General features: G+C 73.9%; 19 protein-coding genes. 14 read left to right on the plus strand and 5 right to left on the minus strand.

The features are described 5' to 3' along the window. The first annotated feature begins 197 nt into the window (after positions 1-197). Both AC3CHW_RS18825 and AC3CHW_RS18830 read left to right on the plus strand, forming a co-directional pair. Positions 198-1,397: a sensor histidine kinase gene (locus AC3CHW_RS18825; RefSeq protein ID WP_398608046.1), complete on the plus strand. Its 1,200-nt coding sequence runs from the start codon at positions 198-200 to the stop codon at positions 1,395-1,397. Between the two features lie 200 nt (positions 1,398-1,597). Further along, positions 1,598-2,275 carry a response regulator gene (locus tag AC3CHW_RS18830; RefSeq protein WP_176162488.1) on the plus strand — a complete coding sequence of 226 codons (678 nt, stop codon included), beginning with the start codon at positions 1,598-1,600 and terminating at the stop codon, positions 2,273-2,275. A gap of 90 nt (positions 2,276-2,365) precedes the next feature. Here the strand turns inward: AC3CHW_RS18830 and AC3CHW_RS18835 are convergent, their stop codons facing one another. Continuing rightward, positions 2,366-3,460: a DUF5937 family protein gene (locus AC3CHW_RS18835; RefSeq protein ID WP_176162487.1), complete on the minus strand. Its 1,095-nt coding sequence runs from the start codon at positions 3,458-3,460 to the stop codon at positions 2,366-2,368. 99 nt (positions 3,461-3,559) lie between these two features. Here AC3CHW_RS18835 and AC3CHW_RS18840 point away from each other — a divergent pair, with 99 nt between their 5' ends. From AC3CHW_RS18840 to AC3CHW_RS18890, 11 genes are all read left to right on the plus strand, one after another. Further along, positions 3,560-3,982, plus strand: a complete 423-nt coding sequence (locus tag AC3CHW_RS18840; RefSeq protein ID WP_488467220.1) for a hypothetical protein — start codon at positions 3,560-3,562, stop codon at positions 3,980-3,982. Between the two features lie 331 nt (positions 3,983-4,313). Next, positions 4,314-5,282 carry a Rossmann-like and DUF2520 domain-containing protein gene (locus tag AC3CHW_RS18845; RefSeq protein ID WP_176162486.1) on the plus strand — a complete coding sequence of 323 codons (969 nt, stop codon included), beginning with the start codon at positions 4,314-4,316 and terminating at the stop codon, positions 5,280-5,282. Then, the gene (gene panC, locus AC3CHW_RS18850) at positions 5,279-6,394 is read left to right on the plus strand and encodes a pantoate--beta-alanine ligase (RefSeq protein ID WP_488467221.1); all 1,116 of its coding nucleotides are present in this window, start codon (positions 5,279-5,281) and stop codon (positions 6,392-6,394) included. Before AC3CHW_RS18845 ends, panC begins: the two co-directional genes overlap by 4 nt. Continuing rightward, positions 6,391-8,400 carry an L-aspartate oxidase gene (locus tag AC3CHW_RS18855; protein WP_488467222.1) on the plus strand — a complete coding sequence of 670 codons (2,010 nt, stop codon included), beginning with the start codon at positions 6,391-6,393 and terminating at the stop codon, positions 8,398-8,400. Before panC ends, AC3CHW_RS18855 begins: the two co-directional genes overlap by 4 nt. 2 nt (positions 8,401-8,402) lie before the next feature. After that, a complete protein-coding gene (gene nadC, locus AC3CHW_RS18860; protein WP_488467223.1) occupies positions 8,403-9,446 on the plus strand; it encodes a carboxylating nicotinate-nucleotide diphosphorylase in 1,044 nt (347 codons plus the stop codon). Then, the gene (locus tag AC3CHW_RS18865) at positions 9,446-10,243 is read left to right on the plus strand and encodes a type III pantothenate kinase (RefSeq protein ID WP_176162482.1); all 798 of its coding nucleotides are present in this window, start codon (positions 9,446-9,448) and stop codon (positions 10,241-10,243) included. Before nadC ends, AC3CHW_RS18865 begins: the two co-directional genes overlap by 1 nt. 855 nt (positions 10,244-11,098) lie before the next feature. Next, positions 11,099-12,019 (plus strand): hypothetical protein, encoded by a 921-nt coding sequence (locus AC3CHW_RS18870; protein WP_488467224.1) that lies wholly within the window; start codon positions 11,099-11,101, stop codon positions 12,017-12,019. A gap of 167 nt (positions 12,020-12,186) precedes the next feature. Beyond that, the gene (locus tag AC3CHW_RS18875; RefSeq protein ID WP_176162480.1) at positions 12,187-12,372 is read left to right on the plus strand and encodes a hypothetical protein; all 186 of its coding nucleotides are present in this window, start codon (positions 12,187-12,189) and stop codon (positions 12,370-12,372) included. 188 nt (positions 12,373-12,560) lie between these two features. Continuing rightward, positions 12,561-12,956 (plus strand): BlaI/MecI/CopY family transcriptional regulator, encoded by a 396-nt coding sequence (locus AC3CHW_RS18880; RefSeq protein WP_217197971.1) that lies wholly within the window; start codon positions 12,561-12,563, stop codon positions 12,954-12,956. 9 nt (positions 12,957-12,965) lie between these two features. After that, complete coding sequence (locus tag AC3CHW_RS18885) at positions 12,966-13,484, plus strand: amino-acid N-acetyltransferase (protein WP_383704011.1); 519 nt, start codon at positions 12,966-12,968, stop codon at positions 13,482-13,484. Positions 13,485-13,644: 160 nt separating this feature from the next. After that, positions 13,645-13,980 (plus strand): histone-like nucleoid-structuring protein Lsr2, encoded by a 336-nt coding sequence (locus tag AC3CHW_RS18890; RefSeq protein ID WP_176162477.1) that lies wholly within the window; start codon positions 13,645-13,647, stop codon positions 13,978-13,980. Here AC3CHW_RS18890 and AC3CHW_RS18895 read toward each other — a convergent pair. Continuing rightward, the gene (locus AC3CHW_RS18895) at positions 13,911-14,651 is read right to left on the minus strand and encodes an SCO3374 family protein (RefSeq protein ID WP_488467225.1); all 741 of its coding nucleotides are present in this window, start codon (positions 14,649-14,651) and stop codon (positions 13,911-13,913) included. The two genes, AC3CHW_RS18890 and AC3CHW_RS18895, sit on opposite strands and share 70 nt — an antisense overlap. Before the next feature lie 463 nt (positions 14,652-15,114). Between AC3CHW_RS18895 and AC3CHW_RS18900 the strand changes: the two genes are divergently transcribed. Continuing rightward, positions 15,115-17,640, plus strand: a complete 2,526-nt coding sequence (locus AC3CHW_RS18900; RefSeq protein WP_488467226.1) for an ATP-dependent Clp protease ATP-binding subunit — start codon at positions 15,115-15,117, stop codon at positions 17,638-17,640. 238 nt (positions 17,641-17,878) lie between these two features. On the opposite strand, the gene AC3CHW_RS18905 is transcribed toward AC3CHW_RS18900, so the two are convergent. The 3 genes from AC3CHW_RS18905 to AC3CHW_RS18915 all read right to left on the minus strand — a co-directional run bounded on the left by AC3CHW_RS18905 (position 17,879) and on the right by AC3CHW_RS18915 (position 25,036). Next, a complete protein-coding gene (locus AC3CHW_RS18905; protein WP_488467227.1) occupies positions 17,879-20,521 on the minus strand; it encodes an NACHT domain-containing protein in 2,643 nt (880 codons plus the stop codon). A gap of 181 nt (positions 20,522-20,702) precedes the next feature. Further along, a complete protein-coding gene (locus AC3CHW_RS18910; protein ID WP_488467228.1) occupies positions 20,703-21,728 on the minus strand; it encodes a hypothetical protein in 1,026 nt (341 codons plus the stop codon). Next, the gene (locus tag AC3CHW_RS18915) at positions 21,725-25,036 is read right to left on the minus strand and encodes an NACHT domain-containing protein (RefSeq protein WP_488467229.1); all 3,312 of its coding nucleotides are present in this window, start codon (positions 25,034-25,036) and stop codon (positions 21,725-21,727) included. The genes AC3CHW_RS18910 and AC3CHW_RS18915 overlap by 4 nt, the downstream gene beginning before the upstream one ends. Positions 25,037-25,358 lie beyond the last annotated feature (322 nt).

Raw genomic sequence — 25,358 nt, forward strand, 5'->3', positions numbered from 1 at the left:
ACCATCCTGGGCCCCCGGGACAGGCAGGGCTCACCGGCCCGCTCACCACGCCGCTGACCTGGGGTGATGTCGCGGCAGGAGGATCCCGCAGGAGCATACCGGGTGGTCGGTCTCCACCTTGGGGAGTACGCGGGGCCGTACCGGATCGACCGTCCGGTTGACCCCTGCACACACTTCTCCTGCCTACGCTGGGTGACGTGCAACGTCTCTACGATTTCCTCCGCAGGCACCCCACCGGTGTCGACAGCTTCTGGGCTGTCATGCTGGCGGGCCTCGCCCTGCTCTGGGTCGTGGAGGCGAGCATGGGGCGCGAGGTGCGCCTGGTGGCCGTCGTGCTCTGCGCGGTCCTGTGCGCGGCCACCGCGCTGCGCCGGCGCGCGCCGGAGAAGATGCTGCTGGTGGTCACGGCGGTGGGGCTGCTCCAGCTCGCGGCCGACGTGGAGATCAACCCGGCCGACTTCGCCATGCTGGTGGTCATCTACACCTGCGCGGCCAACGGCGCCCGCTGGGCCTCCTGGCTCGGGCTCGTCGGCGGCCTGTGCGCGCCCACCCTGGCCGCCCTGCGCTGGCCGCCGCCCGAGGCCCAGACCCAGTGGCAGAGCGTCGTCTCCGTGGCCTTCATGACGATCCCCTTCGCGCTGGCCTGGGTGCTCGGCGACTCGATCCGTACCCGCCGCGCGTACTACGCGCAGTTGGAGGAGCGCGCCGCGCGCCTGGAGCGGGAGCGGGAGGCGCAGGCGAAGGTGGCCGTCGCGGGCGAGCGCGCCCGAATAGCCCGCGAGCTGCACGACGTCGTCGCGCACAACGTGTCGGTCATGGTGGTGCAGGCCGACGGCGCCGCGTACGTGCTGGACGCCGCGCCCGAACAGGCCAAGCAGGCCCTGGAGACGATCTCGGGGACCGGGCGGCAGGCGCTGGCCGAGATGCGCCGGCTGCTCGGCGTGCTGCGCACCGGGGAGGGCAGCGAGGGCGGCGAGTACGTGCCACAGCCGGGCGTCGAGCAGCTCACGGACCTCATAGAGCAGGTGCGGGGCGCCGGCCTTCCGGTCGACTTCAAGGTGGCGGGCGAGCCGCGCCCGCTGGACAGTGGCGTGGAGCTGACCGCGTACCGCATCGTGCAGGAGGCGCTGACCAACACCCGCAAGCACGGCGGGGAGCACGTCGGGGCGACCGTCCGGCTCAGCTACGCCGACACCGAACTCGACCTGCTGATCGAGGACGACGGCCGCGGCGCGGGCCGCGAGCTGTACGAGGCGGGCGGCGCCGACGGGCTCGGCCATGGCCTGATCGGCATGCGGGAGCGCGTCGGGATGGTCGGGGGCCGGCTCGACGCGGGGCCACGCAACGGCGGCGGCTTCCGGGTCAGCGCGGTGCTGCCGCTCAAGCCGTCGAGGTGAGTGACGGTGGCCGGCGCGCGTACGGTTTCCCTGGCTCCGACGGCCACCACGCCCCGCCCCGGCCCCGGCCCCGGGCCCGCACCGTGCGCGTGCGCGTGCCGCACCGGCTCCCGCGCCGCTCCACCCGACCCACCTCGCCTCGCCCCGCCACACGAACCCAAGCCGCACCCCGCCCCGCCACAAGAAAGAGAACCGGACCGATGCCGATTCGCGTGATGCTCGTCGATGACCAGGCCCTGCTGCGGACCGGCTTCCGCATGGTGCTCGCGGCCCAGCCGGACATGGACGTCGTCGCCGAGGCCGGCGACGGCCTCGAAGCGCTGGAGGTGCTGCGGAGCACCGAGGTGGACGTCGTGCTGATGGACGTCCGCATGCCGCGCCTGGACGGGGTGGAGGCCACCGCCCGCATCTGTCGCGCCGAGGGCGCGCCCAAGGTGCTGATACTCACCACGTTCGACCTGGACGAGTACGCGTTCTCGGCGCTGAAGGCCGGCGCCGGCGGCTTCATGCTCAAGGACGTGCCGCCCGCCGAACTCCTCACCGCCATCCGCGCCGTGCACAGCGGCGACGCGGTCGTAGCGCCGAGCACGACGCGCCGGCTGCTCGACCGGTTCACGCCGATGCTGCCGAGCAGCGGCGCCGCCGAGGCGGAGCGCTCCGAGATCGGCAAGCTGACCGAGCGGGAGCGCGAGGTGATGATGCTCGTCGCCCAGGGCCTGTCCAACGGCGAGATAGCGGCGCGGCTGGTCCTCTCCGAGGCGACCGTGAAGACCCACGTGGGCCGCATCCTGACCAAGCTCGGCCTGCGGGACCGGGTGCAGGTGGTGGTGCTGGCGTACGAGACGGGCCTGGTGCGCGCGGGCGGCACGGCGCAGTAGCCGGTACGGCGAGCGGGCGGCGCGGGAGCGGGCGGGCCGCGCGGTGGCGGGCGTCCGCGCACCGGTCGGCCCGGTCAGCGCGGCAACGCGTCAGCGCAGCAGGGCCTCCAGGAAGTCGGAGCCGAGGCGGGCCACGGACGCCAGGTCGAGTTGGTGCAGTACGTACCGGCCGCGCCGGCGGGTGGTCAGCAGGCCCGCCTTCTTCAGCACGGATATGTGCCGCGAGACCTCGGGCGCGGTGATGCCGTGCGCGTTGGCCAGCTCGCCGGTGGTGTGCGTGCCACGGGACAGCGTCCGGCACAGGTTCATGCGCACCGGGTGCGACACCGCGTCCAGCCGCCGCTGCACCAGCTCGAGCGCCTGCGGGCGCGGCAGCTCCGGGGAGCCCACCGGGTAGTGCACGACGGGCTTCCAGCCCGGGGCGTGCAGGACCAGCAGGTGCGGCCAGCCGAACGCGGTCGGTACGAAGGTGATGCCGGCCCGCTCGCCCGGTTGCAGCGCGGTCGTCTGACCCGTCGCCAACTTGTCCGCCACGATGCGCTGCCGCTCGGCGTCGAGGGTGAGCGCCGGGGAGACCGTGGCCAGCGCCTCCGCGAGGCCCTTGCGCCGCAGCACCTCCGCCTTGTGCCGGGCGTCGGCGGCGAGCTGCACCCGCACGCGCTGCCAGGTGTCCCCGAAGAACGCCTGCTCACAGTCCTCGAAGAGGCGGCGTAGCCAGGCGCGTACGGCGGGCGGGTCGGCCAGCACCCGTTCCACGAACGCCGCCTGGCACGGGCCGCGCGCCGCCGCCCGCTCCCGGGTGCGGTCGCGCTCGTACGGGTCGTGCAGCGGGTTCGGCCGGGCCCGCCCGTAGCTGGCCGCGCAGGAGATCTCCAGGGCGGCCGTGACGAACTCCTCCTCCGGCATCTGGTCGAGCCGGTCCAGGTCCTCGGCCAGGGTCGCGCCGGGGTCGGGCGGCAGCAGGATGTCGGAGCGCGTGGTGCGCCACAGGAAGTCCGCCTCCTGGAGCCGGTCGGCCAGGTCGGGCTTGAGCGCGCAGGCGGTGGCGGTGGTCCAGTTGTGCAGCCCCGGGTGGTGGGCGGGCTCGGACAGCGCGTGCAGCGCCGCGCCCAGTTCCGCCAGGGGCGAGGGGGAGAAGACGATGCGTTCCGGGGGCAGGCCCGCGATGTCGATGGTGACGCTCACAGACCTACTGTGCACTGTTCGCGGCCCAGCTCAGCGCACACTTGACGGCCTTCGTCAATCGAAGCGACGCGCTCGGCGGGGCTGTCGCAGGGTGAGGCCATGGACATCACGCAGCAGTACGCACTGGACCTCTACCGCAGCGCGCAGCGGGGCGTGCCCGCGCCGCCCGCACCCGGCCGCCACGACTGGCGGGTGGCGGGTGAGGTGCGCGAGTACCGCAGGTTCCAGGCCGTGGTCGCGGAGCGCGCGATCGGCGTCGGCCTGGCCCCCCGCCTGCTGAGCGCCGCGCGCGCCACGCTGACCCGCTGGCTGCACCCCGCGACGAGCCGCGGCAGCACGGCCGCTCCCGGCACGCCGGCGCCCGCCGCGACCGTGGTCGCGCCGGTGCGCACGGAACCCGCCCGCCCGGCGCCCCGGCGCACGGTCGGCGGCGCGGCCACCGCCACCAGGGAGGGCGCCCGCGCGGCGGCCCCGGAGCGCGACCTGTGCGACGCGGGGGCGCGGCGCCGGCCGGCCGAGTAGCCGCGTAGCCCGTACGTTTCGCCCCGTACGTTTCACCCCCGTACGTCAGCTCCCGCGTACGCCCCGCCCTCTCCGTACGTCCCGGCCTCTCCGTACGCCCCGCGCGCGGGCCGGTGGCGGCGGGAACGGGGGCGGGGCGGTGGTGGGAACGCGGCGGGAAGGGGGCCGGGTCGGGGCGGGGCGCGGGAGGGTGTGGGCGGCGTCGGACGGCGCGTCGCGCGGAGTTATCCACAGGCTCCGGGCACACCAGGGGACGGTCGCGGGCACTCGCGTAGCATGGCGCTCAATCGTCCGGTACCCCTCGCGGACTGGAACGGAAGGCCGTCGCTCCGTGAATCCACCCCACCTCCCAGACCCCCAGGACAGGCCCGCCCGGCTCACCGTCGGAGTCGTCGGCGCGGGCCGCGTCGGGCCCGCGCTCGCCGCCGCGTTGCGACTGGCCGGGCACCGCCCGGTGGCCGCGTCCGGCGTCTCCGACGCCTCGGTGCGCCGGGCCGCCGAACTGCTGCCCGGAGTGCCCCTCGTGTCGCCCGCCGAGGTGCTGGCCCGCGCCGAGCTGGTGCTGCTCACGGTGCCCGACGACGTGCTGCCCGGCCTGGTCGAGGGCCTGGTCGAGACCGGCGCGGTGCGCCCCGGACAGCTCCTGGTGCACACCTCGGGGCGGTACGGGACGGGCGTGCTCGACCCCGCGCTGCGCGCGGGCGCGCTGCCGCTGGCGTTGCACCCGGCGATGACGTTCACCGGCACGGCCGTGGACGTGGAGCGGCTCGCGGGCTGCTCGTTCGGCGTCACCGCGCCCGAGGAGCTGCGGCTGGCCGCCGAGGCGCTGGTCATCGAGATGGGCGGCGAGGCGGAGTGGATCGCCGAGGAGGCCCGCCCGCTCTACCACGCGGCGTTGGCCATCGGCGCCAACCACCTGGTCACGCTGGTCGCCCAGGCCCGGGAGCTGCTCCAGGAGGCGGGCGTCGCCGCGCCGGGCCGGATGCTCGGCCCGCTGCTCGGCGCCGCGTTGGACAACGCGCTGCGCAGCGGCGACGCCGCGCTGACCGGCCCGGTCGCGCGCGGCGACGCGGGCACGGTCGCGGCGCACGTGGCCGAGTTGCGCCGGCGCGCGCCGCAGGTGGTGCCCGGCTATCTGGCCATGGCCCGTACGACGGCCGACCGCGCGCTCGCGCACGGCCTGCTCAAGCCGGAGCTGGCCGAGGACCTGTTGGGCGTGCTCGCGCACCAGGACGAGGACGGGCCGCCCGGCGGCGACGGCACGAGCAGTGCGAACGGTACGAGTGGAGGCGGCCGATGAGCCCGCGACGGTGGAGCGAGGCCGGCGCCGGCGGCCCCGACGTGGAGCTGTGCACCAGCGTCCGCGACTACGACGAGGCGCTGACCCCGCACGCGACGCCCGGCCGGACGGCCGTGGTGATGACGATGGGCGCGCTGCACGCGGGCCACGCCTCGCTGATCCGCGCCGCCCGGGCCCGGGTCGGCGACGAGGGCCTGGTCACGGTCACGGTCTTCGTGAACCCGCTCCAGTTCGGCGCGGGCGAGGACCTCGACCGCTACCCGCGCACGCTGGAGGCCGACCTGGAGCTCGCGGCGGAGGCCGGCGCGGACATCGTCCTCGCGCCGCCCGTGCGGGACGTGTACCCGGGCGGCGAGCCCGAGGTGCGCGTCACGGCGGGCCCGATGGGCGAGCGGTACGAGGGGGCGTCGCGCCCCGGCCACTTCGACGGAGTGCTCACGGTCGTCGCCAAGCTGCTCCACCTCACCCGGCCCGACGTGGCGTTCTTCGGTGAGAAGGACGCGCAGCAACTCGCCGTGATCCGGCGCATGGTCACCGACCTGAACTTCCCGGTCCGCGTCGTCGGCGTCCCGACCGTGCGCGAGGCGGACGGCCTCGCCCTCTCCAGCCGCAACCGCTACCTCGCGCCCGCCGAGCGCACCACGGCCCTCGCCCTGTCCAGGGCCCTGTTCGCGGGCCGCGACGCGCTGGCCGCCGCGAGCGCAGCCCCCACGCCGGCCCCCGCCGACCCCGCGCCGAGCGCACCGACGACGGGCGCCCCCGCCGGTGACATCACCGCGTCTGGCGTCACCACGCCGGACGCGACCACGGTCGCCGCACCCGCGGCGGGCGCGCCGGCCAGCTCCGTGCTGACCGACGCCGCGCCGGGCGCCTCGGGGACGCCGCTGCCGCGGCTGGTACGGGAGGCGGCGCGGGCCGTGTTGGCGGAGGCGGCCGACCACGATCCGCCGCTGGTCCTGGACTACCTGGCCCTGGTGGACCCGGCCGACTTCACCGAGGCCGGCGACGACTTCACGGGTGAGGCCGTGTTGGCGGTCGCCGCCCGGGTCGGCGCCACCCGGCTCATCGACAACGTCCGCCTGGAGTTCCCGCAGCGGGGAGTCAGACCATGACGCGTACGGAACGCGGCGAGCCCGCCGTGCCCGCGACCCCCGGCGAAGCCGGCGCGCCCGACGCGCCCGGTGGGCCCACGCCCGGCCCGCGGCTGCACGCGCCCGCGCCCGGGTGGGCCATCGACGCCGACGTGGTGGTCGTCGGCTCCGGCGTGGCCGGCCTGACGGTCGCGCTGCGCTGCGCCGCCGCGGGCGCGGCGGTCACCGTCGTCACCAAGGCCCGGCTGGACGACGGCTCGACGCGCTGGGCGCAGGGCGGCGTGGCCGCGGCGCTGGGCGAGGGGGACACGCCCGAGCAGCACGAGGCCGACACGCTCGTCGCCGGCGCCGGGCTCTGCGACCAGCAGGCCGTGCGCGCCATGGTCACCGAGGGACCCGGCGCCGTGCACCGGCTGATCGGCACCGGAGCCCGCTTCGACAGCGACGCCGACACCGGCGAGATCCTGCTCACCCGCGAGGGCGGCCACCACCGCCGCCGCATCGTGCACGCGGGCGGCGACGCGACCGGGGCGGAGATATCCCGCGCCCTGGTGGACGCCGTGCGCGCGGCGGGCACGCCCGGGGCGCCCGGCACCGCGCCGACCGGGGGCCGCATCGAGACCATCGAGAACGCCCTGGTCCTCGACCTGCTGACCGACGAGGCCGGCCGGGCCGCCGGCGTGACCCTGCACGTCATGGGGGAGGGCCGGCGGGACGGCGTCGGGGCCGTGCGGGCGCGCGCGGTCGTGTTGGCCACCGGCGGTATGGGCCAGGTCTTCTCGGCCACCACCAACCCGCCCGTCTCCACCGGCGACGGCGTCGCGCTGGCGCTGCGCGCCGGGGCCGAGGTCTCGGACCTGGAGTTCGTCCAGTTCCACCCGACGGTGCTCTGGCTCGGCCCGGAGGCCGAGGGACAGCAGCCGCTGGTCTCCGAGGCGGTGCGCGGCGAGGGCGCGTACCTCGTGGACGACGAGGGCACCCGCTTCATGGTCGGGCAGCACGAGCTGGCGGAGCTGGCGCCGCGCGACATCGTCGCCAAGGGCATCATGCGCCGCATGCGCGAACGCGGCACCGACCACGTGTACCTGGACGCCCGGCACTTCGGCGCGGCCATGTGGGAGCAGCGCTTCCCCACCATCCTCGCCGCGTGCCGCGCGCACGGCATCGACCCGGTGACCGAGCCCATCCCGGTCGCGCCCGCCGCCCACCACGCCAGCGGCGGCGTACGGACCGACCTGCGCGGCCGTACGACGGTCGCGGGCCTGTACGCGTGCGGAGAGGTCGCCTGCACGGGCGTCCACGGCGCCAACCGGCTGGCCTCCAACTCGCTCCTCGAAGGTCTGGTCTTCGCCGAGCGGATGGCCGCCGACATCGCCACGCGGATCGCCGCCGCCAGCACCGCGCCCGGCACGGCCCCGGGCCGGACCGCCCCGGCCCCGCGCGAGCCGGCCCCGGCCACCGCGCGCGCCGGCGCGCCGGAGCCCGCCCCCGGCCGCGCCGACGCGCCGGCGGCCACCCCGCTCCTGGCGCCGGAGGCCCGGTTCACGGTGCAGCGCGTCATGACGGCGGGCGCCGGCGTGCTGCGCTCGGCGGAGAGCCTGAGCCGGGCCGCCGAGCAGCTCGACCGCCTGCACGAGGAGGCCGCGCGGGCGCTGGAGGCCGACGGCAAGACCGCGGAGCCGGGCGTCGAGACGTGGGAGGCGACCAACCTGTTGCTGGTCGCCCGGGTGCTGGTGGCCGCCGCGCTGCGGCGCGCCGAGACCCGGGGCTGCCACTGGCGCGAGGACCGCCCGGACCGGGACGACGCCACCTGGGGCCGGCACCTGCTGGTCACCCTGCGCCCGGACCGTACCCTCGCGGTCCGCACCACGGCCGGCACGGCCTTCCCGCCCGTCCACGGCCCCGAGACCGGCCCCGGCCCCGACCGTGCGGCCACCCAGGGCCCGCCCGCAGTCGCGGGCGCGCCCGCCCCGCCCCCCGCCCCCGCCGACGATGTCAGCACCAACGAGCCCACCCAGGAGTCGTGACCGTGAGCACTCCCGACGACAACCCGCGCCCAGTGGACCTCCCGCTGTCGCAGACCGGCGGTTCCGCAGCCGCCGGGGGAGCGGGGGAGACCGGCGGCTGCGGCGACGGCTGCGGCTGCGGCGGCGCCGACGGCGCGTACGAGCTGGACCCGCTGGAGTGCGGGCTCGACCCGGACCTCGCGGCGCTGCTGGTCGCGGCCGGGCTCGACCCGGTGCAGGTCGAGGACATCGCGCACGTGGCGATCGAGGAGGACCTCGACCGCGGCGTGGACGTCACCACCGTGGCGACCATCCCCGAGGACGCGGTCGCCACCGGCGACTTCACGGCCCGCGAGGCGGGCACCGTGGCCGGCCTGCGCATCGCCGAGGCGATCCTGTCGGTGGTGTGCACCGACGCGTTCGAGGTCGAGCGGCACGCCAAGGACGGCGACCGGGTCGCCCCGGGCGACAAGCTGCTGTCCGTCCGCACCCGCACCCGCGACCTGCTGACCGGCGAGCGCAGCGCGCTCAACCTGCTGTGCCGGCTGTCCGGCATCGCGACCGCGACCCGCGCCTGGGCCGACGCGCTGGCGGGCACCGGCGCCGCCGTCCGCGACACCCGCAAGACCACCCCCGGCCTGCGCGCCCTGGAGAAGTACGCGGTCCGCTGCGGCGGCGGCGTCAACCACCGGATGTCCCTGTCGGACGCGGCGCTGATCAAGGACAACCACGTGGTGGCCGCTGGCGGCGTCGCGGCGGCGTTCACGGCGGTACGGGACGCCTTCCCCGGGCTGCCGATCGAGGTCGAGGTGGACCGCCTCGACCAGATCGAGCCGGTCCTCGCCGAGGGGGCCGAGCTGATTCTGCTCGACAACTTCACGCCGGAGCAGACCCGCGAGGCGGTCGCCCTGGTCGCCGGCCGGGCCAAGCTGGAGTCCTCAGGGCGGCTCACGCTGGCGGGCGCCCGCGCGTACGCGGAAACCGGCGTCGACTACCTGGCGGTCGGCGCCCTCACCCACTCGTCGCCCATCCTCGACATCGGCCTCGACCTGCGAGAGGAGGGCTGATGCTGCTCACCATCGACGCCGGCAACACGCACACCGTCCTCGGCCTGTTCGACGGCGAGGAGATCGTCGAGCACTGGCGCATCTCCACCGACGCCCGCCGCACCGCGGACGAGTTGGCCGTGTTGCTGCACGGCCTGATGGGCATGCATCCGCTGCTCGGCGAGGAGTTGGGCGACGGCATCGACGGCATCGCCATCTGTTCCACCGTCCCCTCGGTCCTGCACGAGCTGCGCGAGGTCACCCGCCGCTACTACGGCGACGTGCCGGCCGTGCTGGTGGAGCCGGGCGTCAAGACCGGCGTGCCGATCCTGATGGACCACCCCAAGGAGGTCGGCGCGGACCGGATCATCAACGCGCTGGCGGCGGTGGAGCTGTACGAAGGGCCGTGCGTGGTCGTGGACTTCGGCACGGCGACGACGTTCGACGCGGTCAGCGCGCGCGGCGAGTACGTCGGCGGCGTCATCGCCCCCGGCATCGAGATCTCGGTGGAGGCGCTCGGCGTCAAGGGCGCCCAGCTCCGCAAGATCGAACTGGCCCGGCCGCGCAGCGTCATCGGCAAGAACACGGTCGAGGCGATGCAGTCCGGCATCCTGTACGGCTTCGCGGGCCAGGTGGACGGCGTCGTCGCACGCATGGCCCGCGAGTTGGCCGACGACCCCGACGACGTCACGGTCATCGCCACCGGCGGCCTGGCGCCGCTGGTCCTCGGCGAGGCGTCGGTCATCGACGAGCACGAACCCTGGCTGACCCTGATAGGGCTGCGCCTGGTGTACGAGCGCAACGTCTCCCGCACCTGAGCTGAGCCGGGCCGGCCGGTCGGGCGCGCGCGTCGCGCCGCGCGCGCGGGCGCATTCCGGATGCGCTTTTCCCGGTGGTCGCAATGGTCCGGTCCTGGGCGGGCGGCCCGGGCCCACGGTGTGCGTTCTCCGGGCCCGCCCGCGCGGCCCGGGGCCCGCCCGCGCCTCCGGTTGGGCCGCCTATCGGAACCGCCACCGGGACATATCCTGGCCACGCGCCCCGGCGCCGCCTCCCGCGCCCGGGCACCGGCACTCGGCGAATCTCGCGCGAGTACCCGCGACTTCGCCGGCTACGCGACGCGTACCCGTACCGAGAATTCCGCTCCCATTGCCGTAGTCCTCACTCGGCCGCTCTCTCCGCGCTGGAAACCGTGCGCATAAGCGCGATTCAGCGCGGCCTTATTCGGATCTGATCGGTGATGACAGATTTTGCAAGCCGCGATTGCACTCTGTGATTGCCAACGGGTTACGAAACGACTACGCGGCGATAGGCGCACAACGGCGCGCGAAGGCGCGAACTACGGCGTATCGCGGGGCGTATCCAGCCATCCGGCCACTCGACGCCCTCTACGAACACCGCCCGCACCCACCGCGCGCGGAACGCGGGCCGCGCCGGGCGCCTCCGCCGTACAGGCTCCGCCGATCGAATCGCCGCAGGTGAGACGGGTCGAAGCGGGCAGCGCGGCGGGGCGTACGGGGCGCGTGCGGCCCGCGTCCCCCGCCCACGGCGGGACCGGCGCGGGCGGGGCGTGCGCGGGCGGGGTCGGAGTGCGGGGAAAGCGGCCATGCGACGGAGGCGCGCCCCGGTATGGAGTACTGAGCGATATTTGTCCGCTTAGCACTTAAAGTCGTGCCATGCCCACGCCCTATGGATCGCGAGGCGGTATGGCGTTCAGCGCGGACGAGTTGCGCGTGCTGCGACGTGCCCTCGCGCTCGCGCTCGAACCGTCCACCGCCGCCCCCCAGGCCACCCCCACCGCCCCCGGCCCCGCACGCGCCGCCCACGGCGCGGACGGGCAGCGGGTCCCGTTCGCCCCGGGCCAGCGGGTCGGGCCGGGGCCGGACCGGGACGAGGAGGTGCGGGAGTTCCTGCGACTGGCCGAGGACGTGGACGAGGCGGCGCGGGAGGGCGGCCGGCTCCGCGCCTTCCTGCTGGCCGAACTCGACCGCTACCGGGCCGCCCTGCCCGGCACGGCCGTGAGCTACCTGGAGCAACTGACGGGCGCCGTCGCGGCCGGCTACGTGCCGTGCGCCGCGGACCTGGTCGCCCTGCGCGCGCTGTGCGCCGCCCCGGCGAGCCCGGCCGAGACGCGCCGGCGCACCACCCTGCTGCGCCGCTGCGAGTGGCTGGCCGAGAGGGAGGTGCGGGCCCGCCTGGTCGCCCTGCCGGGCGGCAGGACGCCCGCCTCGCCGCTCGTCGCCGGCCCGGCCGCGGCCCGCCCGCACGCCCCGCGCCCGCGGCGCGGCCAGGCCCCGTGGGCCGCGGACCCGGGCGCGGGCGCGGGCGACACGCCGGACGGGCCCGCGAACGAGTCCCCCGACAAGGCCCCGGGAAAGTCACCGGACAAGTCCCCCGGCACGTCCCCGGGCCAGCCCCCGGACAAGGCGCCCGGACCGGTCAGGCGGCCCCCCGGCGGGCCCGAGCCGAGCACGCCGCGCCGCCCGGTACCCACGCCGGGCGAGGTCTTCCCGCCCAAGCGCCCCGCCGCCGCACCGTCCCCGGCCCCACCCGCCGACGACCGCCTGTCCACCCTGCTGCCGGCCCGCTCGGCCTGACCCGCGCCCCGGCGTACGCCCTGCACGCGCACCCGGCGGGCCCTCGCGCGGCACCGGCGGCCCGGGCCGCCGGGCGGGGCCCGCGCGCCGGATGTGCCGGCCCCTGTCGGGGCGGCCCGGGGGCACCCCGTAACCTGGGGTCCTCAAGCACAGGGAGGCCGACACTCATGGATTACGTCTCCGCGCTGGTCCCGCCCGCCGTGATGGCCGTGGCCTTTATCGCGCTGATCAAGACGATCGTGAAGAGCCAGGGTGGCGTCAACAAGAGCAAGGAAGACGCCGCCGTGGACGCCGCGCTGGTGCGCTCCGACGCGGCCAAGCAGGACGGCGTGCCGGAGGGCCAGGGCGCCTGAGCCCGCTCCGTCCCGCCGCGCCGCCGCCGGAGTTTCCCGGCCACGGCCGAGCGGTGGCCGTTCACCCCGCGGGGCCACGCTCGGTGGGCCCGCTCCGGGCGTATGCGCCGGCCCGAGTGGCCGGAACGTGCGCCCTTTTTCCCGCTTCCCAGTCGGGCAAATGGGACATCTCCCACTATTATTCAAGTGTGCCTCGGCCATTGGGAGAGTTGGAAGACGCGGTCATGACGCGGGTGTGGAAGTGGAACCGCCCGGTCACCGTCCGAGAAGTGTTGGAAGACCTTCAGCGGGAACGCTCCATCGCCTACACGACCGTCATGACGGTATTGGACAACCTTCACCAGAAGGGTTGGGTGCGGCGGGAAGCAGAAGGTCGCGCCTATCGATATGAGGCCGTCTCCACCCGGGCCGCCTACGCCGCCGCACTCATGAACGAGGCGTGGTCCGCCAGTGACAACCCCGCCGCGGCGCTCGTGGCCTTCTTCGGGATGATGTCCGAAGGCCAGCGGGAAGCCCTGCGCGATGCCATGCGGGTGGTGCAACTCGACCAGCCCGACGGCGCAAGCGGTGAAGCAGGGCGATAGCGTCCGGCCATGTCCCCGCTATCAAAAGCCGTCACCGTCCGCCGCGCCCGCACCTCCGATGTTCGCGCCGTCCGGCGTCTCATCGACGCGTACGTCGGCGAGCGCATCCTGCTCGACAAAGCGACCGTGACGCTTTACGAGGACATCCAGGAGTTCTGGGTAGCGGAGCGGGACGAGGACGGCGAGGTCATTGGCTGCGGCGCGCTCCACGTGATGTGGGAAGACCTGGCCGAGGTGCGCACTCTGGCCGTGCATCCGGAGCTGTCCGGCTGCGGCATCGGACACCAAGTACTGGACAAGCTGTTGCAGACGGCGCGATGGCTCGGCGTTCGGCGAATTTTCTGCCTCACCTTCGAAGTCGAGTTCTTCGGCAAGCATGGCTTCGTAGAGATCGGGGAGACGCCGGTGGACGGCGATGTCTACAGCGAGCTGCTCCGTTCCTATGACGAGGGCGTCGCTGAGTTCCTTGGCCTCGAACGGGTGAAGCCGAACACCCTTGGCAACAGTCGGATGCTTCTGCAACTGTGATCGCGGGCCTCTATGTCCGAATCGCTCACCTATCACATAGCTCCGCAACGGAGTGTTCCCACGCGGATGCGTAGCCGAACCTTCGCTGGGGGTTTGTGTTTTCTCGGGAAAAGCGGTTTGCTAATGCCTCGTAATCCCTTATCCGTGAAAGGAATCCTCAATGGCACAGAAGGTTCAGGTCCTTCTTGTAGATGACCTCGACGGTGGCGAGGCTGACGAGACCGTGACGTTCGCGCTGGATGGCAAGACGTACGAGATCGACCTCACCACGGCTAACGCCGACAAGCTTCGCTCCGCTCTGGAGCCGTACACCAAGAGCGGCCGTCGCACCGGTGGCCGTGCCGCGGGTGGTCGCGGGCGCGTGCGCGCGGGCGCGAGCAGCAGCCAGGACACGGCGAAGATCCGTGCCTGGGCGAAGGAGAACGGTTACGAGGTCAACGACCGCGGTCGCGTGCCCGCCACCGTGCGTGAGGCGTACGAGAAGGCCAACGGCTGAGTCCGGCCGTCAGCATCACGCCGCACGCACCGCAGCAGTCGGGCCCGGTGGCACTCCGTCGCCGCGGCGCTGACCAGTCGGACCAGGTCCGGAGCGTCGGCGTCGCCCCGAAAGCCGTCTTTTCCCGCACCGTCGGGAAGGCCGTGGGCCCCTCGGGCTCCCTCCCCGCACCGGAGGCCGAGGGACGGCAACGCCCCGCTCGTCCCGCGCTCGGGGTTCGGGGGTCGCACCCAGGTGGCGGCCTCCGGCGAGCCCCGGCCGCCGAGGGGCGCGGGGACGGGGGCGGCCATGCGGCCACCCGCGCCGAGCGCGGTCAGCTCCAGCGGCACGCCGCCCCAGTCCCACCAGTCGAGCAGCCCGGGCAGCTCCTCGGCGCCGCCGGGGGCGACGAGGAAGTACATCGTGGGCCCGTGAACGGCCACGGGGCCGGTGCGCGACACGCGGTCGAGCACCGCGGCGCCCGCGTCGGCGGGCAGCACCAGAACGTCGAAACAGAGCCCGGTCAGCAACTCGACCGGGCCCTCGCATGCCGGGGCCGTCGGCCAGCCCAACTCGTGCTCGTACCACTCGCGTACCGCACGCCAGGGCACGCGCGCGCCCGGTGTCGTACGGGGCGCGCGGGGGGTGCGCGGCGGGGCGGGTGCCGCCGCTGTCCGGTCGTGGGAAGCCATGTCCGGGGCAACCCGTCGGGGGAGCGAGGGGTTACGCTCGGTTGACATGGAGTCGCTTTCTGTGCGCGGCGCGGGGTGCGCGAGCGGCGATCGAGGCTTCGCGGAGGCGCGAGGTTGTTCGCCCGTAGCGGATGGAACCGGGTCGCGCGGCATGGAGTGTCAGTGCGTGAGGGTAAGACAGACCTAGTGGGAAGGGGCGGCCCGGCGGCCGGGACGACCGCGCGTTCGCCATCGGCGTAGTGGCGGTGTGCGTAGAAGCTTGGCCTGCGGGAACATCGTCTCGCACCATCGGGTTGGAGCAGGTGCCGGCTGTTCGGGGCAGGAATCCCTCCCCATCGCTTGTGGGGGAGATCCCGGGTGTCGGCAGTTGGAATGAGCGGTCCCTGCTTGCGGGACTAAGCTGCGGAAGGACAGGGAGGGGATCGTCCCCGATCTTTCTGACCGCTCTGAGGAGCGATTAACGATGTTCGAGAGGTTCACCGACCGCGCGCGGCGGGTTGTCGTCCTGGCTCAGGAAGAAGCCCGGATGCTCAACCACAACTACATCGGCACCGAGCACATCCTCCTGGGCCTGATCCACGAGGGTGAGGGTGTCGCCGCTAAGGCCCTGGAGAGCCTCGGGATTTCGCTCGAGGCGGTCCGGCAGCAGGTGGAGGAGATCATCGGTCAGGGCCAGCAGGCCCCGTCCGGCCACATCCCCTTCACCCCCCGTGCCAAGAAGGTGCTGGAGCTCTCGCTCCGCGAAGCCCTTCAGCTCGGGCACAACTACATCGGCACGGAGCACATCCTGCTCGGCCTGATCCGCGAGGGTGAGGGCGTCGCCGCCCAGGTCCTCGTGAAGCTCGGGGCCGACCTGAACCGGGTCCGGCAGCAGGTCATCCAACTGCTTTCCGGCTACTCCGGTGGCAAGGAGGCCGCCACGGCCGGCGGCCCCGCCGAAGGCACGCCTTCGACGTCCCTGGTCCTGGACCAGTTCGGTCGCAACCTGACGCAGGCCGCCCGCGAATCCAAGCTCGACCCGGTCATCGGGCGCGAGAAGGAGATCGAGCGGGTCATGCAGGTGCTTTCGCGCCGCACCAAGAACAACCCGGTCCTCATCGGTGAGCCCGGCGTCGGTAAGACGGCGGTCGTCGAGGGGCTGGCGCAGGCCATCGTCAAGGGCGAGGTGCCCGAGACGCTCAAGGACAAGCACCTGTACACCCTGGACCTGGGTGCGCTGGTCGCCGGTTCCCGTTACCGCGGTGACTTCGAAGAGCGCCTGAAGAAGGTGCTCAAGGAGATTCGCACGCGCGGCGACATCATTCTGTTCATCGACGAGCTGCACACCCTGGTGGGTGCCGGCGCGGCCGAGGGCGCGATTGACGCCGCCAGCATTCTCAAGCCGATGCTGGCCCGTGGCGAGCTCCAGACCATTGGTGCCACCACGCTCGACGAGTACCGCAAGCACCTGGAGAAGGACGCGGCCCTTGAGCGCCGTTTCCAGCCGATCCAGGTCGCGGAGCCGTCGCTGCCGCACACCATCGAGATCCTCAAGGGCCTGCGCGACCGGTACGAGGCGCACCACCGCGTTTCCATTACCGACGCCGCCCTGGTGGCCGCGGCCCAGCTCGCCGACCGCTACATCTCCGACCGCTTCCTGCCGGACAAGGCCATCGACCTCATTGACGAGGCCGGCTCCCGGATGCGCATTCGCCGGATGACCGCTCCGCCGGACCTCCGCGAATTCGACGAGAAGATCGCCGACGTGCGCCGCGAGAAGGAGTCCGCGATCGATTCGCAGGACTTCGAGATGGCCGCCGGGCTGCGCGACAAGGAGAAGCAGCTCCTGGCCGCGAAGGCGAAGCGCGAGAAGGAATGGAAGGCCGGCGACATGGACGTCGTCGCCGAGGTGGACGAGGAGCTGATCGCCGAGGTCCTCGCGACCGCCACCGGCATTCCGGTCTTCAAGCTCACCGAGGAGGAGTCCTCCCGGCTGCTGCGCATGGAAGACGAGCTGCACAAGCGCGTCATCGGGCAGAAGGACGCCATCAAGGCGCTCTCGCAGGCCATCCGGCGTACGCGGGCGGGCCTCAAGGACCCGAAGCGTCCCGGCGGTTCGTTCATCTTCGCCGGTCCGTCCGGTGTCGGTAAGACGGAGCTGAGCAAGACCCTCGCCGAGTTCCTCTTCGGTGACGAGGACGCGCTCATCTCGCTCGACATGTCGGAGTTCAGCGAGAAGCACACGGTTTCCCGGCTGTTCGGTTCGCCCCCCGGCTACGTGGGGTACGAGGAGGGCGGTCAGCTCACCGAGAAGGTGCGCCGCAAGCCGTTCTCGGTCGTCCTCTTCGACGAGGTCGAGAAGGCCCACCCGGACATCTTCAACTCGCTGTTGCAGATCCTGGAGGACGGTCGACTGACCGACTCCCAGGGCCGGGTCGTGGACTTCAAGAACACGGTCATCATCATGACGACCAACCTCGGCACCCGGGACATCTCCAAGGGCTTCAACCTCGGCTTCGCCGCCGCGGGTGACGTCCGCACCGGGTACGAGCGGATGAAGAACAAGGTCAACGAGGAGCTCAAGCAGCACTTCCGGCCGGAGTTCCTCAACCGTGTCGATGACACCGTGGTCTTCCACCAGCTCACCGAGGAAGACATCATCCAGATCGTCGACCTCATGGTCGCCAAGGTGGACGAGCGTCTGAAGGACCGCGACATGGGCCTGGAGCTCGACGCGGAGGCCAAGGCGCTGCTGGCCAAGTGGGGTTACGACCCGGTCCTCGGCGCCCGGCCGCTGCGCCGGACGATCCAGCGGGAGATCGAGGACATGCTGTCGGAGAAGATCCTCTTCGGCGAGCTGCGCTCCGGTCACATCGTGGTCGTCGGCGTCGAGGGCGAGGGTGAGGCGAAGAAGTTCACCTTCCGCGGCGAGGAGAAGACGGCCCTGCCCGACACTCCTCCGATCGAGTCGGCGGCGGGCGGCGGCCCGAACCTGACGAAGGACGCGTAAGCAGTCGCCGGTCACCCGGCACCCAGCCCGCCCCGGGCCCGCTTCGGCGGACCCGGGGCGGGCTTTCGCGTGCCGCCCGGAGGCGTGCCGCCGGGCCGGTTCCCGGCCCGGCCCTCTCCCGGGTCCGGGCCGCCTCCGAGCCGCCCGGCCGCCCAGCCGCTCAGCTCCCGGCGGCCCCTGGCCCGCGGCTCGCTCGTGGCTCGCGGCTCGCGGCTCGCGCCCTCCGCGTAGCCCCGGCTCACTCGTGGATGACGTGCACGCCCTCCGGCACGGCCGTCACGTGGGCCTCACGCGGGACCTGGAGGGTGCGGAGCCGGGGGAAGGCGCCGAGCCAGTCCATCCGCTCGTCGGCGGGGGCGTGGGTGAGCCACAGGTACGTCAGCGACTCGGGCACCAGGCCGTCCACGAGCTGGGCCGGCGTGAGCTGGCCGGTGATCTGCACGCACGGGCGCCCGCCGAGCCGGCGCAGCGCGTGCAACTCCTCCAGGCTGGAGACCGGGAACTCCAGTTCCGTCAGGTCGAGGTGGGCGATGATCTCGTCGGCGTAGCGGTCGGTGTCGTAATGCCGCCAGGCGCCGGCCAGTTGGGAGCGCACCTGCCACGAGGCGCGGTCGCGTAGCCGGGTGAGGTAGCCGATGGCACGGTCGTCGGCCACCGAGGTGGCGGTCACGGCCAACTGGTGGGCCTCGGTGTCCGACACGTGGGCCGGGTCGGGAAGCATCTCCAGCACGATCGCCCCGATCCACCCCAGCGCGCGAGCGCCTTCGAGGGAGGTTGGGCGCATCAGGTCGCGGGTGTAGCGGTGCACGCGGGCGCGTACGCCCGGGTCCAGCTCGGTGGCGTGTTCCAGGCAGGCGGCGGCCAGCAGCTTGCGGTGCCTGGCCTCGACCGGTCGGGCCCCCTTGCGCGGCGCGAGCAGCCCCTCCAGGAGGTAGGCGCACTCGTCGGGCCTGGCCAGGGCCACCGCCATGCGGACGACCTCCTCCCAGTCGTCCAGGTGGGCGTGGTGGATGAGGAAGTCGAAGTCGTGGCGTTCCACGGCCGCGCGGGCGCTGAGGTAGTCCTGGAAGGTGCGGTGGACGAAGTCGACGCTGCCGGGCGTGGGCTCGCGGAGCAGCCCGGTCCGGTTGAGCAGGTGCCGGTAGATGTCCTCGGGCCCGCCCTGTTCGGCCGCGTGCGGTATGGCGGGCAGGTGCTGGGCGAGGGTGTCGACGGCGACGCCGCGGTCCATCTCGGAGCGGCCGTTGACCAGCATCCAGTGCGCGAGCTTCTGTAGGAGCTGCACCTTGGGTTCCTGGGTGAGGTCGATGCCGTCGGTGGTGTGCATGTCGCGCTCGCGGTCGCGCCGTTCAAGGAGCATGGACAGGGCCGCGTCGTACAGCGCCCTGCGGCCCCGGGGCAGATAGCCGCGGCGGTCCCGGTGCAGGGCGCAGATCAGGCCGCACATCAGCGGGTTGGTGGCCAGCCGGCCCAGTTCGCGGGTGGTGCGGACGGCGGCGAGCAGCGTCTGCTCGTAGTGGTCGATCCGGTCCAGGTCGGTGGCGTCCTCGCGGGCCGCGGCGTGCCAGCGCTGGATGAACGCGGCGACGCCCTCGCGGCTGAGCGGTGCGAGGCGCAGTTCCGTGAACCCCTCGGCGGTGAGCCAGTTCTCGCGTACGGCCGACGGGCGCGAGGTGACCAGCCAGACGGTGTCGGGGTAGCGCGCGAGGAGGCCGCGCATCGCGTGCCGGAGCCGGTCGCGGTCGTCCTCGGGCGCCTCGTCCACGCCGTCCACGAGCAGCAGCGCCCGGCCGTCGGCCATCACCCGCTCCGCCCAGCCCGCCGGCTGCGCGCCGGCGCGCGGGTAGCGCACGGCGGCCAGGAACCCGTCCGGCGGCGGGAAGCCGTCGCGGGTGCCGTGGCCGCGGGTGAAGCGGCGTACGGGCAGTACGAAGGGGACCCGGCCGCGCAGCGCGCGCAGCGAGTCGGGTAACTGGCCACGGGCGACGGCGACCGCGAGCCGCTGCACGAGCGTGGTCTTGCCGGACCCCGCGAGGCCGCGCAACAGCACGCGCTGCCGGCCGGCGAGCGCCTGCTCGGCGGGGAGCACGGAGCGCGGGCCCGCCGCCCCCTGCTCGCCGGCCGGCTCACCGGCAGCGCTGGTCGCGCCGGCCGCCTCGCGCTGCCCGAACTCCACCTCCAGGCTCAGGTACGCCGCGTCCAGCGACCACCTGTCGGGGGAGTGGGCCAGGTCGATGCCGTAGATGGTGAGGTGGTTGTGGCTGGTGATGACGTCGCGCGCGTACCGCTCCTCGAAGGCGGCGTCCTCGGCCGAGTGGCGCGGAGCGCGCCGCGCCAACTCGTCGACCCGCGCCCTGGTCTCGGCCAACTCCCGGGTCCGCGCGGCGAGCGTGGTGGCCACGAAGGGGGAGCGCTGGGTGAGGAAGTGCAGGATGTGCAGGCAGACGGTGTCGAGCAGGGCGGCGTGGAACCGCTCGCCGTCCCGGGTCAGGCCGCGCGTCGCGTACGGGGCGGCCTCGGCCAGCCGCAGGGCGAAGTCCCGGTGCCCGAGGCGTACGGCCGCCGCGTCGTCCAGCTCGATGGTGCCGAGTGCGCCCAGCGTGCGCGCCAGCGCGTCGGCGACGGCGCGCTCCTCGTCGACGGCCACCGGCCGCTCGCCCGGCCCGGCCGACTCCAGCGCCCGCGCCACCAACGTACCGGCCAGGCCGTCCAGTCCGTCCTCGCCGAGCGTGCGGCGCTCCCCGTGGAAGGAGACCAACGAGGAGATCCGCACGGGCCGCCGCACCACCCCGGCCCCCGGCCCCTCGGTGACGAACAGCTTCCTCACGATCGGCGCGACGAGGCCGGAGGCGAGTCGTAGCGCGGCGACGGTTGGCTCCATGGTTACCGGTTCCCCCCGGATGCGACGGCGTTCCAATGGCGGGTGTTGGGTCGTGGGCGGGTGGCGCTCGGGGAGGAGGACGCGGGCGCGGGGCGTGGTGGTTCGCGGGGCGGGGGCGGGGCGGACGAGGGTACGGGGCGGGTGCCGGGACCCGTACCGGTGGGGCAGGGGCGCCCGGTGGTCACGGGCCGTGCAGGACGCCGAGGATGTCGAGGGCGCGGCGTACGTCGCGGCCGTAGACGAGGACGAAGGCCAGGATCGAGACGCCGACGATGACCGGGCCGACCGCGTCGTCCGGCAGGCCGATCAGCGCGACCGCGAACGAGGCGGCCATGGACAGTACGACGGCGGTCACCACGCGCCAGACCTCGCGGTCGGGGATCGGTTGTACGCCGGCCAACTGCTTCTCGTCGAGCAGCGCCCCGATGCGGCCGGCCGTGTACCGCTCGGCGATGGTCAGGAGCAGGTCCGCGATGTCGGGCAGGGCCGCGTCGCCGTCGCTGTCGATCCGGTACTCGGCCTCCTGGAGCGCGCCGACCACCGTGCGCTGGTGCTGCTTGATCCGGCGGCGGCGGTGCCGGTAGCGCGGGAGGGCGGCCGGCAGCGAGCGGCGGGCCCGGTGCATCCCCTGTATCTCGGTGGCGACGCGGGCCAACCGCCGTGCGAGTCGCCGGCGCTGGTGGGCCTGGCGCTGGCCACGGGTGCGGTACGTCTGGGCGCAGGCGTGGATGGCGCGGGCGATCACCACCACGGGCGCCTGCTCCCGGCCGAGCCTGACCTGCCTGTTGAGCGCGGGGACGGAGTGCAGCAACAGCACCAGGATCGTGCCGACGAGGAAGATGAGAAACAAGGCGGCCGAGCCGTTGACGGAGGCGGGAGTGCCACCGTGAGGGCCAAGGGGCTCCTCGTCGTACATCTCGTGCGGCCCGCCTTCGTCGGCCTTGCGGGCCAGCGGTACGGCGAGGGCCACCAGGCCGCAGGTGCCGAGCAGGCCGCCCACGATGGCGACGACGCGCAGGGCGCGGGAGGCGCCGAGGTAGTACAGGTGGTTGACCCGCAGCACGACTCGTAGGGGGGCGGCTAAGGGGCGGGCTATGCCGAGGCGTTGGAGGTCGTCGCGGAGGTTGGCGATGGTGGGGGACTCGCTCGCGGTGGGGGCCGGGCGGGGGCCGGGGCTCGGGCCGGTGGCCGGCGCCGGGGCGGTCATGAGCCGTACCCGGGCGGCAGGAGGTCGGGGCGGAGGGCTTCGGCGCCGGTGAGGCGGGTGCCCGGCGGGAGGTGGAGGGTGGTGAGGTGCGGGAGGTCGGCGAGGGGGGTGAGGTCGAGTCCCGAGGTCGGCACGAAGGCGTTGCTCAGGTCCAGCCAGCGGAGTTCCGGGAAGGACGTGGGCAGCACGGTCAGGGCGCGGGCGTCGAAGAAGGGCTCGCCGTGGTGGGCGGGGTCCACGGCGAGTCGGTGGACCGTGGGCAGGACGTGGCGCGGTTCCAGGAGGGTCAGCGAGTGGACCGTGACGTCCAGGTACTCCAGGTGGCCGAGGGAGCGGACCGCGTCCCACTCGGCGGCGCTTTCCGGGCTGTTCTGGCCGAGCACCAACTGCCGTAGCAGGGTCCACCGTCGCACGTCGGCGATGCCGTCGGCGGCCCGGGAGAGCATCGAGAGGTTCAGGGCGCGCAGTGGGGCGTCCAGCGGCCACCGAGCCAGGTGCCACGCCGTGCCCCACGGCCGCTTGATGTCGAGCGAGTGCAGGCGGGGCAGCGAGCGGAGCGGGCTCAGGTCAACCTCCGCCTGCGCGGAAAGCAGCCCGAGGACGAGGAGTTCCAGCGACGTCAGCGCGCCAACGGGTCCCAGATCACGGACGGATGGGCAGTCCTGGAGGTCGATGCTGTCCAGCTCGCGCTGCCCGGCCAGGAACCCCAGGTCGTCCAGCAGGTTGTTGCCTCGCATCCGCAGGTGGGTGAGCTGGTGGCGGCGTACGTACCAGGCCACCGCCTCCGGGTCCACGTCGCCGCGCGTCTCCAGCTTGGGCCGGCCGCCCAGCGCGTCCAGCGCGCGCAACTCCTCGGCCGAGGTCGCCACGTAGTACAGCCCCTCCGGCTTGAGGTGGGCGATGACCTCGTCCGCGTAGCGCTGGGTGTCGTACCGGTGCCAGGCCCAGACGAGTTGGGAGCGTACGGAGATCGAGTCGTGGTCCCTGAACCGGGCCAGTGTCGCCATGGCGGCGTCGGAGTCGATGTGGGAGGCGGTGGTGGCGACGCGGGTGGCCTCCCGTTCCGACAGGCCGTCCGGCCCCGGTAGCAGTTCGAGCACCAGCGGCCCGACCTCGGCCAGTTGCCGCGCCGCCGCGTTGGTGGCGGGCGGGATCAGCCGGGCCGTACGTTCCTCCACCTCGCCCCGTACGCCCGGGTCGACCTCCGTCGCGTGCTCCAGGCAGGCCAGTGCCAGCAGGTGGACGCGCATGCGGGTGCGTGCGTCGACCGCCTCGTCGCCGCGCCGGACCAACTCCCGGAGCAGCTCGGCCCGTTCGCGCGGGCGCGCGTGCGCCACCGACATGCGGATGACGTCCTCCCACTGGTCGTCGGCCGCGTGGTCGATGAGGAGGCCGATGTCCCACTCCTCGACCGCGCGCTTGGCGCCCAGGTAGTCCTGGAAGGTGCGGTGGACGAAGTCCACGGCGTTCGGGCCGGGGGCGCGGAGGAGGCCGCTGCGGTGGAGGAGGTGGCGGAAGATCGCCTGTGCGTCGCCCTGGGCGGCGGCGGCCGGGACCGCGGGCAGGGCCTCGGCGATGATGCGCTCGGCGCGGTCGCGGTCCAGTTCGGTGCGGCCGTTGCGGATGAGCCAGTAGGCGAGCCGTTGCAGGAGCTGGACCTGCGGTTCCTCGTGCAGCTCGATGCCGTACGGGCCGCTCATGTCGCGCTCCCGGTCGCGCCGGGCGAGGAGCATGGACAGGGCCGCGTCGTACAGCTCCTTGCGGCCGTGTGGCAGGTACCCGCGGCGGTCGCGGTGCAGGGCGCAGATGAGGCCGCACATGAGCGGGTTGGTGGCCAGCCGGCCGAGGTCCTGCTTGGTGCGGACGGCGGTGAGCAGGGACCGCTCGTACGCGTCGAGGCGGTCCGCGACCTCGTCGGAGGCGCCGTCGCGGGCGGCGGTGTGCCAGCGGTCGATGAACGCGGCCACCTCGTCGCGGCCCATCGGCGACAGCGTGAGTTCGTCGAAGCCCTCCTGGCCCAGCCAGTCCTCGCGGACGGCGGAGGGGCGGGAGGTGACGAGGTACAGGTTGTCCGGGTACGCGTCGAGCAGGTCGCGCAGCCAGCGACGGGTCTGCTCGCGCTCGCCCTCGGGGATCTCGTCGATGCCGTCGACGAGGACCAGGCCACGGCCGTCGGCCAGCACCCGGTCCGCCCAGCCCTCGGGCTGCGCGTCGGCGATCGGGCAGCCGACGGCGGACAGGAACCGGCCGGGCGTGGGCAGCCGCTCCCCGCCACGGGTCAGGGTGCGCAGCGGGAGGACGAAGGGGACGCGGCCGTAGAGGTGGACCAGGCGGTCGTCGTACTGCCGGCGGGCCGCGACCACCGCCAGCCACTGCACCAGCGTCGTCTTGCCGGAGCCCGCCACGCCGCGCACCAGCACCCGGTCCCGGTCGGCCAGGGCCTGGTCGGCGGGGAGCGGCAGCTCGGGGGTGTACGGCTCCTCCGGCTCGGCCTCGGGGGCCACCTCGTCGGGGTCGAGGCGGTAGCTCAGGGATCGCGTGATGGCCTGGCGATTGGCCTCGCGGCGGGTGGTGGCCGAGCGCGTGGCCTGGAGGCTCAGGTACGTGGCGTCCAGCGGCCAGCGGTCGGGTGACGCCGTGAGGTCGATGCCGTAGATGGTGAGGGTGCCGTGCTTGCGGGTGACGTAGCGCGCGTACCGCTCCTCGAAGCGCACGTCGGTCGCCGCGTGCGTGGGGTTGCGCTCGATCAGCGCGTCCACCTTGGCCACCAGCTCGGACAACTGCTCGCTCTGCCGCACCAGGGTGTGCGCGACGAAGCTGGAACGCTGCGTGAAGAAGTGCAGCATGTGCAGGCAGGCGGTCTCCAGGACGGTGTCGTGGAGGGCGGTGGCGTCGGCGCTCAGGTGCGCGGAGGGGGCGGAGCCGGGGCCGCTGGCGGCGGCCTCGCGGAGCCGCCGCGCGAGGCCGTCCGGGCCGTGTCGTACGGCCTCGACGTCGCTGATCGTGAGGTCGCCCAGGCCGTGCAGGGTGCGGGCCAGCGCGTCCACGACGGCCCGCTCCTCGGCGGCGGGCACCGGGCGCTCGTGCGGGCCGGCGGCGCGTACGGTGCGGCGGACCAGCTCGGCCGCGAGTCTGTGCAGGTCAGCGTCGGTGAGGGTGCGCTTTTCGCCGCGGAAGGAGACCAGCCCCGAGACGCGTACCGGCCGATCCACCAGGCCGGCGCCCGGCCCCTGGGCCACGAACAGCTTCCTGATGATGGGCACGATCGCGCTCGACGCCAGCCGCGTGCCGATGACCGTTGGGTCCACGTTCCCCGCCCCCTGTTTTCCCCGTCCACGCCCCGCCGGAAGCCCGCCCCGGGCCTCCTGCGGCCCGCGCGTCCCGCTCCCGAGCCTCGCGCGGGCCCGCGCGCCCCGCTCCCGTACGGGCCGCGCACCCGCTCCCGTACGGTCGCGCACCTCGCTCCCGTACGGACCGCCCACCGGGCCCCGCCCCGGCCGGTGCTCAGGCTACTGCGGGCGGGGGCCGTTGGTCCCGGGGCGGGCAGGCCAATGCCCAGGTCACCAGGCCCGGGTGGGGCGGTGGGCGGTGGCCTGCCCGGTGACATGGGGCACAGGCCCCTTTCGGCCT

Source organism: Streptomyces sp. MGP-BFMKR1, assembly GCF_057766585.1.

What these genes read in the sequence shown, in the direction of transcription:
- AC3CHW_RS18830 (WP_176162488.1), top strand. Translation starts at nt 1,598, where the DNA reads ATGCCGATTCGCGTGATGCTCGTCGATGACCAGGCCCTGCTGCGGACC.
- AC3CHW_RS18840 (WP_488467220.1), top strand. Translation starts at nt 3,560, where the DNA reads ATGGACATCACGCAGCAGTACGCACTGGACCTCTACCGCAGCGCGCAG.
- panC (WP_488467221.1), top strand. Translation starts at nt 5,279, where the DNA reads ATGAGCCCGCGACGGTGGAGCGAGGCCGGCGCCGGCGGCCCCGACGTG.
- AC3CHW_RS18855 (WP_488467222.1), top strand. Translation starts at nt 6,391, where the DNA reads ATGACGCGTACGGAACGCGGCGAGCCCGCCGTGCCCGCGACCCCCGGC.
- AC3CHW_RS18865 (WP_176162482.1), top strand. Translation starts at nt 9,446, where the DNA reads ATGCTGCTCACCATCGACGCCGGCAACACGCACACCGTCCTCGGCCTG.
- AC3CHW_RS18870 (WP_488467224.1), top strand. Translation starts at nt 11,099, where the DNA reads ATGCCCACGCCCTATGGATCGCGAGGCGGTATGGCGTTCAGCGCGGAC.
- AC3CHW_RS18875 (WP_176162480.1), top strand. Translation starts at nt 12,187, where the DNA reads ATGGATTACGTCTCCGCGCTGGTCCCGCCCGCCGTGATGGCCGTGGCC.
- AC3CHW_RS18885 (WP_383704011.1), top strand. Translation starts at nt 12,966, where the DNA reads ATGTCCCCGCTATCAAAAGCCGTCACCGTCCGCCGCGCCCGCACCTCC.
- AC3CHW_RS18890 (WP_176162477.1), top strand. Translation starts at nt 13,645, where the DNA reads ATGGCACAGAAGGTTCAGGTCCTTCTTGTAGATGACCTCGACGGTGGC.
- AC3CHW_RS18895 (WP_488467225.1), bottom strand. Translation starts at nt 14,651, where the DNA reads ATGGCTTCCCACGACCGGACAGCGGCGGCACCCGCCCCGCCGCGCACC.
- AC3CHW_RS18900 (WP_488467226.1), top strand. Translation starts at nt 15,115, where the DNA reads ATGTTCGAGAGGTTCACCGACCGCGCGCGGCGGGTTGTCGTCCTGGCT.
- AC3CHW_RS18905 (WP_488467227.1), bottom strand. Translation starts at nt 20,521, where the DNA reads ATGGAGCCAACCGTCGCCGCGCTACGACTCGCCTCCGGCCTCGTCGCG.
- AC3CHW_RS18910 (WP_488467228.1), bottom strand. Translation starts at nt 21,728, where the DNA reads ATGACCGCCCCGGCGCCGGCCACCGGCCCGAGCCCCGGCCCCCGCCCG.